A 13,619-nucleotide genomic window follows, 5' to 3' on the forward strand; every position below is an offset into this window, starting at 1 on the left:
TGTTGACCGTTGTCTTTGCAACAGGTTGTAGTCTTCTCTTTTTGGAAGAGAAAAAGAGAAAGGAGTGGAAGCAAATTTGAGTACGTTAATGGCACTAATTATTGTTTTAGCAATTCTGATGACCATCGTTGGCGGTGAAACTGGAATTAGAAGCTTTTTCAGTGTACTGATTAACACACTGCTATTGATCTTGCTGGCAATTTTAATCTCATGGGGCATTAATATTCCAATTTTGATTCTGATTTTTATTCCACTAAAATTAGTAACAATTATTTTCCTAGGGACACATGACTATCAGGTGGCCAAAAATTCGTTTACCTGTTCGTTTATTGTCTGCTTAGTCGTCAGTGTGCTCATTTTAGGCTGTGAATGGCTTGCTCAAGCTGCGGGCCTTGGGCCAGAAGCGGGTGAAATTTTGGTTGGCTTATCGCAAATGCCAGGCTTAAGCTACCCACTAATTGCTGTCGCTGTTGCGATTTTTTCGACCTTAGGTGCAGTTGCTGAAGCCGCAGTTGCAATGAGCTCTGGTTTATTAGAAATCAAAAAGCACAATCCGGAAATTTCACACGAGGATTTAATGGCGAGCGGGTCTAAAATAGGTAATGATGTATTAGGAACATCAATGAACACGATTTTATTTGGAATGTTTGGCAGCTTTTTATCTCTATTTTTATGGTATATTAGGCTAAATTACACTTTAGGTGAAATTCTCAACGAAAAGATGTTTGTTAATGAAATTTTGATTGTCATGTACTCGCTGATTGCCGTACTGCTAACGGTACCCCTATCAACGGCTTTCTTGGCAAAGAATATGGTGAAGCATGAGGTAAAAGAATGAAAGTAACAGATTTAACATTAACTAACTTTAACAACAGGGCATTTAACGTGCACACATACACTTTGGATTCGATTGGAGATTTAGTAACCGCTAAACATCCGCTCGCAATTGTTATTCCTGGTGGTAGTTTTGATCATTTATCCTTGCGCGAAGGGGAGCCGGTTGCATTAGCTTTTAATAATTGCGGCTTTAATAGTGTGGTGATGGAATATAATTTGGTTCAAGATGAGGGCGATATATACCCTGATGCAGGACTTGACGTTTTAAGCACGGTTAAATACTTCCGTGATCACGCCGCTGAATATGAAATTGATCCGGAAAGAATTGTTACAGTTGGCTTTTCGGCCGGTGGGCACGTTGCTAGCTTGGCTAATAGCATGGCCAATTCATCGGAATACCAAAAAGAATTTAATTTTACCAGTAAAGCGGTATTGCCAAATAAGACTATTCTAGGCTACCCACTAATTAACCTAGCTAAAATTGGCTTTGATATTCCAGAAGATGAATTGGACAAGGTGCCGGCTGATGATTTCGTTAAAAATAGTGCATTAGGTGTCACCGATAAAACACCAGCAACATTTATTTTCCATGCGTGGGATGATCCAATTGTACTCGTCAACAATACATTGGAATATCTTGAAGCTTTACGTGAACATAATGTGCCGTGTGAGGCGCATCTATTCAATCGCGGTGGTCATGGCTTTTCACTTGCTCGAACTGATATGGTGGTTAAGGGAAGAGAATGGCAAGATAATCCACATGCTGGTCACTGGTTCGAATTAGCACAAGAATGGTTAAAGAGTGAATGGTAAAAAAGAAGCGATTAGCTTCTTTTTTATTAACCTGAAAAGTTGAATCAATAAATCAAAAACAACTTGTAAAAGTGCCTAAATAATGGACTATTTTGGCTGAAAAGTATTGCATTTATTTGCTGAGGGTATATAATGGCACATATTTGAATCAAAAGAAAGGACATGATTTTTTGAAGTTAACGAAAATAAAAGTTTTAACAGCAATTAATGGCGTACTAACTTTGAGCAGTCTAATCATGTTATTCTTTGGATTGTGCAATCAAGTTAATGAGTCAGACGCCTTTTTAAAAGATGAGCAAACAATTGCTTTGAACAGTAATAATGGTTTGTTTATCTTGACTGCAATTATTGCGCTGATGGTTTTTGGCTTTGCCTTCTTTGCCAACTGGCTTAAGGCAGAACCGGCTAAGGCTCATTTATTACGACACAGAGCTTAAAAAGCAAAAAAGCTGTTCTCATTTTGATGGGAGGACAGCTTTTTATTTTCTATTTTTTAAGGGAGAAGAATATTGCAGACAGTTGAAAACAGTGTATACGATCCATTTTTACCCAGCTTATTACTATCAATGCATGAAGAATACGTAAACGAAATTTTAATCGGTCAAAAAGTGATTGAGTATCGTAAACGTTTCTTTAAGGACAGCTTCCAGGCCTTTGTGTACACAACTGGTAAAAATGGTGGCATTGAATTGTTTATTAAATGTCCCTCATTAATTCAAAATGATGCGAATACCTTGGCTAAAATTGGCCAGTTGATTCAACACGACCAATATGAAGAAATATATGATTATTTTATGCCGAAAAATGATGGCTGCATTATTCCGATTCTCAATTATTGCGCAGTGAAAAAGGTCACTCTGGAGCAGTTACGTAGTGTCATGCCTGAAATCACTATACCGCAAAGCTACCTGTTTCTTGATCGCCCTGATAAGCAGAAATTGCTAGCGTATTTGCTAAAGCAGGAATGTGGCACACAAAAAGAAAACCAGTGGGGAAAATATTTTGCCGAGATTGAGCAAATGCTCAAAACAAATAAATAGTAAATAAAAAGCCTAACAAATTGTTAGACTTTTTTATTTTTGGGAAACGAATTTTAATACCAGTGATGAGCTAACCAGAAGTTTTTGGCATTAACCCATGAACCGTAACGGCCATATACGTAGTTATCAGCAACACGTTCCTGGTTTTTGGGAGATAAGTCACCTTTTAAGTAGTTGATGTTTAATTGATATTTACCGTAACAAACACCATTTCTAGCGTAGTAGTTACCACCAGATTCACGCATCGCAATCCAGTTTTTTGCAGCACGTTCAGCACTTGACTGTTTTTTGGCAGCTTGAACCGTTTGAACATCAGAGTGGTCAGTAGTTACTTGTGCAATTGTGGTAAAGCTAAACGATAAGGCTAACGCGGCGACTAACTTTAAAATAATACTTTTACTTTTCTTCAATTTCTTCATTCCCTGTTTAAACTTGATTTATTGTTATTGATAATACTACACAAGCAATATTTCATTGCTGTTACAAAACAAACACGCAAAGCTTACAAACGAGTTTTAATGTTATTTCCTAATAGTTTTGGTAAAATTTGTTATATTGCTATATCTAGGAGGCAGACAATGACAGTAAAACATTTTTATGAAACTTTTCATCCCAAGCATTACGATCTTTATATTGAAGTAAACCGGGAACTGAAGACAATTAAAGGTACTACTACAATTACAGGTGAGGCCATCGAGAATTCAATCATGGTCAACCAAAAATACCTGACGATCGTTTCAGTGACTAGCGAAGGCCAAGATGTTCCTTTCACAGTCGATGATGAAAAAGAAGCAATTAAGATAGATTTGGGTAAGACTGGCAAGACAGAAGTTGAAATTAAGTATTCTGCTCCTTTAACTGATACCATGATGGGCATTTATCCATCATATTACACAGTAGATGGGATTAAAAAGCAGATTATCGGTACGCAATTTGAAACAACCTCTGCTCGTCAAGCTTTTCCATGTGTTGATGAACCAGAAGCTAAAGCTACTTTTTCTTTAGCACTGAAATATGATGAACATGAAGGCGAAACAACCATTGCTAACATGCCTGAAATTAAGGTTGAAGACGGTGTACACTACTTTGAAAAAACCGTTAGAATGTCTAGCTATCTAATTGCTTTTGCATTTGGTGAATTACAATCTAAGATGACTGAAACCAAAGATGGTGTAAAAGTTGGTGTCTTTGCAACAAAGGCACACCAAGCAAAAGAATTAGACTTTGCTTTAGATATTGCTAAGCGAGCAATTGAATTTTATGAAGAATTCTATCAAACTAAGTATCCATTACCACATTCTTGGCAACTTGCGTTGCCAGACTTTTCGGCCGGTGCGATGGAAAACTGGGGTCTAATTACTTACCGTGAGGCAGCAATTTTACTTGATCCAGATAATGCAACTGCTGACCAAAAAGCATATGTTGCAACTGTAATTGCTCACGAACTGGCTCACCAATGGTTTGGTGACTTGGTTACAATGAAGTGGTGGGATGACCTGTGGCTTAATGAGAGTTTTGCCAACATGATGGAATACGTCTCAGTTGATGCACTTGAACCTGAGTGGCACGTTTGGGACAACACATACCAAGTTTCTGAAGTGCCGGCTGCTTTAAACCGTGATGCGACTGATGGTGTTCAATCGGTTCACGTTGAAGTAGAACATCCAGCTGATATTGATTCAATTTTCGACAGTGCAATTGTTTACGCTAAGGGTTCGAGAATGCTTGTAATGGTAAGAGCATTGCTTGGCGATGAGGCCTTACGTAAAGGTCTCAAATATTATTTCGACCAACACAAGTTTGGCAATGCAACTGGTGACGATCTTTGGGATGCTTTATCAACTGCAACTGATTTGGACATTGGCAAAATTATGCATACTTGGTTGGATCAACCTGGTTACCCTGTAGTTAGTGCTAAAGTTGACGCAAATGGTCATTTGATCTTAACACAGAAGCAGTTCTTTGCTGGTGAAGGTAAGGAAGTTGGCCGCAAGTGGGCAATTCCGCTAAATGCAAACTTTGACGCACCTCAGATTATGTCTGATAGAGAACTCGATCTCGGTGATTATAGTGACTTACGTGCAAAAGCAAGCCATGCATTACGCCTTAATGTTGGCAATAGTTCACACTTTATCGTTAACTACGATGAAACACTGATGACTGATATTATTGCTGAAGTTGACGACTTAAAGCCTGTTGATCAATTACAATTATTGCAAGATTTGGGTCTTTTAGCTCAAGGCAACCAGATTTCATATGCAGAAATCGTGCCATTGTTACCAAAATTTGCTGACTCTGATTCTAACATCGTAATTGGTGCTTTATTCAGTGCTGTAGCTAGTTTACGTAAGTTTGTCACACCAGATTCTGATGAAGAAAAGAACTTAAAGCAATTTACTAATCAACTTTCAAGTAAACAAGTAGAACGTCTTGGCTGGGAAGCTAAAGAAACAGATACTGCTGATGAGCTACAAATTCGTCCAACTGAATTATCAGCTGCATTATATGCTGGCAACCCAGCTGTGATAAAAGCAGGTCACCAAATTTTTGCCCAAAACGAGGCAGACTTAATTAAGATTGAAGCTTCAGTTCGACCATATGTTTTGATTAACGAAGCTAAAAACTACCACAGTTCAGAGCTTATTGAACGCCTAGTTAAAGAATATCAAACTGCAGTTGATCCATACTTTAAGCAAGACCTTATGGCAGCCATAACTTCAACTCAGGACAAGGAAGACCTTAAGCAAATTGTTGATAATTTTGAAAACAATGACATTATCAAGCCACAAGATTTGCGTTCATGGTACTTCTCAGTTCTTTCTAACAAGCAAGGTGAGCAACTAGCTTGGGATTGGATTCGTGCTGAATGGGCTTGGCTTGAAAAGACTATCGGTGGCGATATGGAATTTACCAGTTTCATAACTGTTACGGCAAAAGCATTCCATACTCCAGCTCGTTTAGAGGAATTCACTACTTTCTTTGAGCCAAAAATTGATCAACCTGGTTTAGGTCGAGAGATTCAAATGGATACTAAGGTTATTGCCACCAAGGCTGACCTGGTAACTAAAGAACAGGCAGTTGTTAACCAGAAGATTAAGGAAGCTATTACTAAATAGTTTTATTGAAAAAAAGACGTTAACGTCATGACTTTTTAGACAAAAGAAAAGCACTGCTTAATTAAAGCACTGCTTTTTTGCTTAGGATTTAACTCTAATCATAAACAATTACTGGCTCATGTTTAGTTACGTTACGCCAAACTTTTTTCGCTTCAGCTGGTTTAATGTTAACACAGCCGTGTGAACCACCACGGAGGTAGGCAGTTTTAGTCCAATCACCACGCCAGCTTGCATCATGCAGGCCACACCCGCTTAAGGTAAATGGCATCCAATACTTAACTGGTGATGCATATTTTGAACCATCGCTGTTACGTCCGCGAAGAACAGATGGAGATTCTTTATAGTGAATGTACCAAACGCCAGTAGGCGTTCTGTTGCCTTTACTGCCATTTTTGGTTCCTGTAACCACGTCATTTAGGTAAACAACCAATTTGCCCTTTTTGACAATCCAAAGTGCCTGCTTTTTCAAGGAAACAACAATATAATCGTCACCAATGCCATGATTATTTTGACCATAACCGAGTCCATAAGTACTGTAACCTAAGCCATAAAGATAGTTTTTGCCATCTAATTTGGTTTTACCAGTTAAGAAGGCTTGTTCAATCGCTGCCTGTGCCTTTTTAACGTTAACACCCCAGCCATAACTTTCATTTTTAACGGTAATTTCCTTGCCATTCAATTTTTTCTTGACCGGAACAGTAAATTTATAACTTTTGTGCAAGGTTGTAACTTCCTGATCAATCTGGTTAAGCTTGGCGGTTAAGTTTTCGGAGTTAATGAAGTTAAACTTGCCTTGTTTGAAAGTAACTTCGTTAAGCAAGTCGCGGGCTTGCAATTTGTATGACTTGCCAGCGATTTGATAATTCAATTTTGCTTGACTAACATTTTTAAGCGCATCATTAGCTGCTGCAAGATCTGTGTATTTGTAGTCAAAAATTCGTTTATCAGGCATTGTCGTGTGCTGTTTATCGAAATATTTTTTAACTTCTTCGCGCTGGATAGTCTTAAGCTTGGGATCGCGTTCAATTGAAACCTTACCTTTTTCCAACACAACCATATTGTTAGCTTTTGCATTGACTTTATTCGTTGCTTTATCAACAGTTAGATTTCCCACTTTTACGCCATAAATGGTTACATTAGGGTTAAAATGAGTAATAGCAAATTCTTTGGCTGCCTTTTGTGATTCAACGTGTCGGTTATATAAAATAACACCAAAGACAACGGCTAAAATCATGAAGATGCCAACCATAATTAAATAAAAGTTGTTGCGATTGTTGTGTTTCTGTAAGTCTTTTCTAGATTGCATAATTTTACCCACTATAAATAACTTTTTATAAAATAATTGCGGTTCCAGTTTATCATCTATTGCGGCGCTAGTAAAATAGATAAGATAGATTTTTTTGGAGGATATGATGGATATTGACCCGTTAATTTTTGATGTAAATATTGCAAAAAATAAACCTAATTCATATCGTAAAGTAAAGAATAATTCGGGCTGTCCATTTTGTGAAGTTGACAGCTTAGAAAATATCTATCAAAAAAATGGAGACATGATCTGGTTGCGTAATAAGTATCCAACGTTACGTGACACGGTTCAAACTGTTCTAATTGAGTCGAGTGATCATCATGGTGATATTGCGACCTATTCTAAAGCGTTCAATCGACAATTAATTCAGTTTTCCCTGAACTGCTTCAATAAGATGAGGGCCCAAAAACAGTTCAAGTCCGTTTTATGGTACAAGAACTTTGGTCCAAATTCAGGAGGCTCACTTGTGCATCCACACATGCAAATTGTTGGACTTGAAAAGCAAGACGGCTATCGGAATATTGATGAAGCTAATTTTAAGGGTATAACCCTCTTTGATAAAGCTGGAGTTGAGATTAACGTTTCAACTGCACCAATTCATGGCTATGTTGAATTAAATCTTAATTTATGTGATTTGTCTAGTGTTGACTTATGGGCAGACTGGATTCAAGCGGGAACCAAGTACATGTTAAATGTGGTGTCGAAGGGGCGTTGTGATTCCTATAATTTATTCTTTTATCCGCGTGAAGGAGGCAAAATTTGTGCTAAGCTAATTGCGCGTTTTGCTGCTTCACCTTATTTTGTGGGTTATAAGTTATCGCAGGTCGATAATCGTGAAAAATTGCTCCAAGAGGCCGAGCAATTTAGAGCCTTTTTTGAAGAAGAACAGGATTAGGAAAAAGCATATAAGGACAGTTAGAGTTTAAACCTGTATTATCATGGTCTTAGCAACTAATATAATTGTTTGCGACTTAAAAAGTTTAGCAATATAATAGCAAAATGTTATTAAGGAGAAAACTTACATGAGACGAGAACAAACAAGAAACATGGCAATTACAGCTTTATTCATCGCACTTTTTTTACTTCAGACCTTTGTTCCTAACATTGGCTACATTCGTATCCTGCCTGGGTTACCTGCAATTACGACTGCGCCATTAACAGTAGCAATCTACGCCTTATTAATGGGTCCAATGGCTGGAGCGGTTTTTGGTTTGTTTTGGGGAATTTTACGATTAATCTTGGCGTTTACACAGCCAGGCGATATTGTCAGCTTGATGCTCTTTCAAAATGTTTTCATCGCAGTAATTCCAAGTGTTTGTGCTGGACTTTTTCCTGGTCTAATAGGCAAACTCTTTCAGAATAAGAAAAAGGGAATAAGAGAAACCGGCTATGCAACTGCAGGTGCGGTTACCTCTTTAACCAATACAGTCTTAGTCATATTATTAACCAGCCTTGTTTTTATGAATGATTCAGGGCGGCTCATTGGTTATATGGGCAATTTTGCCAAAGGAACGCCATTAATCGAGGCTTTGATTATTGCCTTAGGGATGAACGGCTTGATTGAAGCAATTTTTACAGCAATAGTTACACCGATTATTGTGATACCACTAAAAAAGGTGATGAAGAGAATTGGCTAAAGCTTAATTTTATATACTAGAATTACAGCAAAACTTAGCTGATAAAAGCACTTACTTAAGTAAGTGCTTTTTTTGTTTGACAAAATGTCAAAACAGGATTAGTGTATTAGATATATAATACACAGTGACTAATAGGAGGAAAAGGAAACATGACTGAAATACTACGTGTAGAGCAGGTAACTAAAACATATGGCAAGCGCGGCGAAAAGCAATATCAGGCACTAAAGGGCATTAACTTCACGGTTAATTCGGGCGAGTATGTGGCTATTATGGGTGCTTCAGGTTCAGGTAAAACGACCCTGCTTAACATTTTGTCAACTCTCGATAAGCCAACAAGTGGTCATGTTTTTATTAATCATGAGGATAATAGTACGTTAAACGCCAATCAGTTAGCCGATTTTAGAAGTAAGCAAATTGGCTTTATCTTTCAAGACTTTAATTTACTGGAAAACTTAACTAACCGCGAAAATATTGCTTTGCCGCTAAGTTTGCGTGGAATATCAACTAAGCGAATTGATCCGTTAATCGATCGAATTGCTGGACGACTTGGAATTGAGCAAATATTAGCCAAGTATCCTGCTGAGGTTTCCGGAGGTCAAAAGCAAAGGGTAGCAGCAGCCAGAGCTTTAGTTCATGAACCAGCAATTTTACTTGCAGATGAGCCAACCGGTGCGCTTGATTCAAAGAGTGCACGCGAATTATTGGATACAATGGAAGATTTGAATCAAAATGATGGCATTACAACATTGATGGTTACTCATGATCCGTTTGCCGCTAGTTTTGCCAGTCGAATTCTCTTTATTAAAGACGGTAAGATTGGTAAGCAAATGTTGAAAAACGAGCTGTCGCGGCAAGAGTTTTATCACTTATTGATTGACCATTTAGATACCGATGAATAGAGGAAACGAATATGATTTGGAAATTATCTTTAACAGGAATCAAAAATCGTTTTAAAGATTATACGGTCTTATTCTCTGGCTTGGTTGTTGCAAACATGATCTTTTACATGTTTTTGACCATTGCAATTAATCCGGCCTTTATCAAAAACGATATTCAAACCTCAACTTCATATGTTCAATTTACATTTGGCTTTGGCATTGTATTACTAGTCATTATTTCAATGATTTATCTTGTTTACGCTAATTCGTTTTTGTTGAGCATGCGTAAGCACGACTATGGCATGTATATGATGCTAGGAGCCAAGAGTAGCAAGATTGGGGTGCTAATTTTTCTAGAAACATTGATTACTGGGATTTTAGCCACTTCAGCTGGCATTATTCTGGGCTTTGGCTTGACCACAGTTGTTGCCAAATTACTAATTGATAAACTGGGTTTAACGGTTACTCATTTTAGTCCCATCTTGCCTAATGCCGTTTTGTGGACACTAATCTTTTTCACTTTAATGTTTCTCTTCGGCGCGCTCAAAAATGCACGTAAATTAGTACGTACACCAGTAATCAGCCTTTTGAAAGACGAGCAAAAGCCAGCTGAAATGAGTCATAAAACGGGGCTGCGCTCAGTAGAAGCAATTGCTGGCCTAGTTCTGCTAGCCATAGGTTACTATACGCTCAGTCTTCCCGCAGCAATGATTTTAATTATCATTCCAGTTGCTTTAGTGACGATTGTAGCGGGGTCATACTTTACATTTAATTCTTTTTTCAGTGCATTAATTGGCTTTTTATTAAAGCGAAAAGACTTTTCTTACCGCGGTATCCGGGTGTTTACACTAGGCCAGTTAAAGTTTCGGATTCACGACTACACCAAGATCTTAACAATTATTTCGCTACTCTTTGCCTTGGCTTTAGGAGCAATCACGGTGGGATTGAACTTTAGTACACTTAAAGATCAAGCTACTGCAAGCACATATTATGACACGACGATTGTAAGTTCCTCTTCTGCGGTTCAAGAAGCTAAGAAACAGCTGCATATCAAGCACGAACAAACATATCATTATAAAGAAAACAAAAAGTACTTGTACTTTAAGCGGGCTGAATTCAGTACTAATCCAGTCAAAAACAATGAATTCTATGTCAAAAATGACACACCAGCATATAAGACAGTAAATTTGAAAATTGCTGATCTGGCTAAGCAGGGAACAACTGCTAATAACGCTTTGAACTCAATGCTTCCTGCTAAGCACCATAAACCTATTCGTTTGGTTTCACAGCAAAAATGGGCTGGTTTAAAGGGCGACAAGCAGTTTGTCACCCTTCTAACCGTAAAGAATTTTCAGCAAGACTATCCAATTCTCTTAAAAATTGAAAAGCAGCAGCTAGAAGAAAGCAAAAATTATGCCAATGTTTATCAATCAAGTAAGGCAGGAGCCTATCAGCTAGTTATGAACTTTAGCAGTGGCTTTGAATTCATGGGCTTCTTCTTGGGCTTTGCGTTCTTAACTATGCTTGCTTCTACTTTAATGTTTAAAATCTTAACGGGTGCTGCTAGCGATAAAATTCGCTATCAGATGTTGTTTGAAATGGGCACTAGAATGTCTGTCTTACGTAATTCAATTAAAAATGAGATTGGTATCTTGTTCATTTTACCGGGAATATTAGGCGTAATCGATGTTTTATTTGGTTTACAGATGTTTAGAGTTTTCCTTCCAGCCCCGTACCACAACTTATGGATCCCATTTACAATTTTTATCATTTTGTACGTCCTCTATTACCTAATAACAGTGAAGTTATATGAAAAAATCGTTTTGAAATCGGATACTGTTCTCAATAAAGGAGAATGAGCTGCTAGTTTAGGAAAGAGGAGTGCGTATGATTTGGAAGTTGTCTTTAACGGGAATAAAAAGCAGGCTAAAGGACTATCTGGTTTTGTTTTCAGGTTTAACTGTTGCTAGCATGGTTTTCTATATGTTTTTAGCAATTGCAGTTAACCCAGCCTTTATTAAAAATGACATCCACGTTAGAACAGATTACTTAAAATATATTTTTATTTTTGGCATTGTTTTATTAGTCATTATTACTTTAGTCTATTTATTGTATGCTGATACGTTTTTACTCAGCATGCGTAAGCATGATTACGGCATGTACATGATGCTGGGTGCTAAAAGCACTAGGATAGGGCGACTGATTTTTGGTGAAACCCTAATCACTGGTCTTTTAGCCACTTTTTTAGGACTTATACTTGGGTTTGGTTTAACCTGGATTAGTCTAAAAATACTAATTAGCAAGTTAGGCTTAGAAATACCACATTTTCAGGCCATTTTACCTAATGCGATTATAATTACGATTGCGTTTTTCTTAGTAATATTTTTGGTGGTGGCCTTGGCTAACGTATATAAGTTAACGCACACGCCTGTTATTACTTTGTTGCATGAAGATCAGGCACCAGTAAAATTTCGCTATCGCCCATTTTTACGAGTAATCGAAGCAGCAGGCGGTGTTTTCTTACTGGCAATAGGTTATTACGTAATGACACTGCCAAAGGAGCAAGTTTTTAAAATTATTCCAACCGCTTTGGTAACAATTGTAATTGGTTCATACTTGATTTTTGCTGCAGTGTTTAGTTCGCTTGTGGGGCTTTTGTTAAAAAGGAAAAGTTTTTCTTACCATGGCATTCGCATGTTTACGCTGGGGCAGTTGAAATTTCGGCTGCAAAGCTATACTCGAGTTTTGACAATGATTTCTTTGCTGTTTGCTCTTGCACTTGGTGCAATCACCGTTGGTTTGAACTTTGATTCGCTCAATGATTTAGCAACGCAGTCTGTTTATTACGATGCAACAATTGTTAGCAATTCTTCTGCCGTCAAAAAGGCCGAGTCAAAACTGGATGTAATTAGTAAACAGACCTACCATTACAAGGAAACCAAAAAAGTTCTTTACTTTGATCAAGCTGAACTTTCGAAACAGCCAGCGAAATATGTTAGTGTTAATTATTCCAATAACAGAGGTGTCACTCAATATACCGTTAAAGCACTGCAAGTAAATAAAATATCTGATAGCAATGCAATAGATAATACTATTTTTATGCGGATGGTTCCAAACCATGGCCAGCAAAAAGTTAAGCTTGTCTCGTCAAAGGAGTTAAGCAAACTTAGTGGTCAGAAAAACTTTGTTAGTCTTCTTCGAGTTAAAGATTTTCGCCAGGCTTATCCTATTATCGCTAAAATGGAAAGTCAGCAAGTAAAAGAAAAGCCTGCTTTTTCCGCCCTCGTGCCTCAGTCTAAAGCGGCTTTTTACGGCAACTCACTTGCTTACAGTAGTTCGTTTGAATTCATGGGCTTCTTTCTTGGCTTTGCCTTTTTGACTATGCTTGCTTCAACTTTAATGTTTAAAGTTTTAAGTGGTGCTGCTGGCGATAAAGCGAAGTACCGGATGCTCTACCAAATGGGGACAAGGAAACAGCTACTACGGCGTTCTATCAAAGCAGAAATCGGTGTTCTTTTTCTCTTACCAGCACTTCTAGGCGTGATTGATGTTCTTTTTGGACTGCAACTTTTTAAAGATTTGTTAGAAAACCCATACCGTAGTATCTGGATTCCGTTTGTTATTTTTATTATTCTCTATTCATTTTATTATTTATTAACAGTCAAATTGTATGAAAAACTTGTTTTAACAAAAGAGTGAAAAAAGTTGTAATCATTAAGATTGCAGCTTTTTATTTTTGCTGAAAAAGCTAACTATTCATTCAAGGTTTTTGGCTAAATTAAATTATTTTTAAAATATTTCTTGACACCTAAAAACAAGATACCTATAATTCTAAGTGTTAAATTAAATTTTGAGGAGGCTATTTTAATGAAAATTACAAAATTAAATAAAAAGAACATTAGAATAGTCAATACGCAAAAGATAATTATTGCCTTGTTGTCAAGTAGGACTTAACCTAAGTAGATTGCTGAATGCAGTTTGTAAAGTTGAGC

Annotated in this window: 12 protein-coding genes; 10 read left to right on the forward strand and 2 right to left on the reverse strand. The window is 37.4% G+C overall.

Translation table 11 applies throughout. From position 1 onward, the window contains the following. Positions 1-76 precede the first annotated feature (76 nt). From CRG87_RS05810 to CRG87_RS05825, 4 genes are all read left to right on the forward strand, one after another. Positions 77-838, forward strand: coding sequence for a YibE/F family protein (locus tag CRG87_RS05810; RefSeq protein ID WP_046306197.1), 762 nt, complete (start codon positions 77-79; stop codon positions 836-838). Further along, entirely contained in the window at positions 835-1,650 is an 816-nt protein-coding gene (locus CRG87_RS05815) for an alpha/beta hydrolase (RefSeq protein WP_074426061.1), read from the forward strand. Before CRG87_RS05810 ends, CRG87_RS05815 begins: the two co-directional genes overlap by 4 nt. 170 nt (positions 1,651-1,820) lie before the next feature. Further along, positions 1,821-2,087 (forward strand): hypothetical protein, encoded by a 267-nt coding sequence (locus tag CRG87_RS05820; RefSeq protein ID WP_074426060.1) that lies wholly within the window; start codon positions 1,821-1,823, stop codon positions 2,085-2,087. 72 nt (positions 2,088-2,159) lie between these two features. Beyond that, positions 2,160-2,690 carry a hypothetical protein gene (locus CRG87_RS05825; RefSeq protein ID WP_074426059.1) on the forward strand — a complete coding sequence of 177 codons (531 nt, stop codon included), beginning with the start codon at positions 2,160-2,162 and terminating at the stop codon, positions 2,688-2,690. A gap of 53 nt (positions 2,691-2,743) precedes the next feature. On the opposite strand, the gene CRG87_RS05830 is transcribed toward CRG87_RS05825, so the two are convergent. Next, entirely contained in the window at positions 2,744-3,109 is a 366-nt protein-coding gene (locus CRG87_RS05830) for an aggregation-promoting factor C-terminal-like domain-containing protein (RefSeq protein ID WP_074426058.1), read from the reverse strand. 159 nt (positions 3,110-3,268) lie between these two features. Here CRG87_RS05830 and CRG87_RS05835 point away from each other — a divergent pair, with 159 nt between their 5' ends. Then, positions 3,269-5,806 carry a M1 family metallopeptidase gene (locus tag CRG87_RS05835; protein ID WP_074426057.1) on the forward strand — a complete coding sequence of 846 codons (2,538 nt, stop codon included), beginning with the start codon at positions 3,269-3,271 and terminating at the stop codon, positions 5,804-5,806. 94 nt (positions 5,807-5,900) lie between these two features. On the opposite strand, the gene CRG87_RS05840 is transcribed toward CRG87_RS05835, so the two are convergent. Continuing rightward, positions 5,901-7,112, reverse strand: a complete 1,212-nt coding sequence (locus tag CRG87_RS05840; protein WP_074426123.1) for a L,D-transpeptidase family protein — start codon at positions 7,110-7,112, stop codon at positions 5,901-5,903. A 106-nt stretch (positions 7,113-7,218) separates the two neighbouring features. On the opposite strand from CRG87_RS05840, the gene CRG87_RS05845 reads away from it, so the two are divergent. From CRG87_RS05845 to CRG87_RS05865, 5 genes are all read left to right on the forward strand, one after another. Next, on the forward strand, positions 7,219-8,007 hold the full coding sequence (locus CRG87_RS05845) for a DUF4931 domain-containing protein (protein WP_074426056.1): 789 nt from the start codon (positions 7,219-7,221) through the stop codon (positions 8,005-8,007). 127 nt (positions 8,008-8,134) lie between these two features. Further along, positions 8,135-8,749, forward strand: coding sequence for an ECF transporter S component (locus tag CRG87_RS05850; RefSeq protein WP_074426055.1), 615 nt, complete (start codon positions 8,135-8,137; stop codon positions 8,747-8,749). Positions 8,750-8,898: 149 nt separating this feature from the next. Then, positions 8,899-9,648: an ABC transporter ATP-binding protein gene (locus CRG87_RS05855; RefSeq protein ID WP_074426054.1), complete on the forward strand. Its 750-nt coding sequence runs from the start codon at positions 8,899-8,901 to the stop codon at positions 9,646-9,648. Between the two features lie 11 nt (positions 9,649-9,659). After that, positions 9,660-11,486, forward strand: coding sequence for an FtsX-like permease family protein (locus CRG87_RS05860; protein ID WP_074426053.1), 1,827 nt, complete (start codon positions 9,660-9,662; stop codon positions 11,484-11,486). Between the two features lie 28 nt (positions 11,487-11,514). Further along, complete coding sequence (locus CRG87_RS05865; protein ID WP_074426052.1) at positions 11,515-13,326, forward strand: FtsX-like permease family protein; 1,812 nt, start codon at positions 11,515-11,517, stop codon at positions 13,324-13,326. The last annotated feature ends 293 nt before the right edge of the window (positions 13,327-13,619 follow it).

The sequence above is a fragment of the Lactobacillus apis genome (assembly GCF_002837055.1).
GTDB classification, from domain to species: Bacteria; Bacillota; Bacilli; order Lactobacillales; family Lactobacillaceae; genus Lactobacillus; species Lactobacillus apis.

Bases quoted from the DNA above. Each gene is read 5' to 3' on its own strand.
- CRG87_RS05815 (WP_074426061.1), top strand. From the start codon at position 835: ATGAAAGTAACAGATTTAACATTAACTAACTTTAACAACAGGGCATTT.
- CRG87_RS05840 (WP_074426123.1), bottom strand. From the start codon at position 7,112: ATGCAATCTAGAAAAGACTTACAGAAACACAACAATCGCAACAACTTT.
- CRG87_RS05830 (WP_074426058.1), bottom strand. From the start codon at position 3,109: ATGAAGAAATTGAAGAAAAGTAAAAGTATTATTTTAAAGTTAGTCGCC.
- CRG87_RS05835 (WP_074426057.1), top strand. From the start codon at position 3,269: ATGACAGTAAAACATTTTTATGAAACTTTTCATCCCAAGCATTACGAT.
- CRG87_RS05850 (WP_074426055.1), top strand. From the start codon at position 8,135: ATGAGACGAGAACAAACAAGAAACATGGCAATTACAGCTTTATTCATC.
- CRG87_RS05865 (WP_074426052.1), top strand. From the start codon at position 11,515: ATGATTTGGAAGTTGTCTTTAACGGGAATAAAAAGCAGGCTAAAGGAC.
- CRG87_RS05845 (WP_074426056.1), top strand. From the start codon at position 7,219: ATGGATATTGACCCGTTAATTTTTGATGTAAATATTGCAAAAAATAAA.
- CRG87_RS05855 (WP_074426054.1), top strand. From the start codon at position 8,899: ATGACTGAAATACTACGTGTAGAGCAGGTAACTAAAACATATGGCAAG.
- CRG87_RS05860 (WP_074426053.1), top strand. From the start codon at position 9,660: ATGATTTGGAAATTATCTTTAACAGGAATCAAAAATCGTTTTAAAGAT.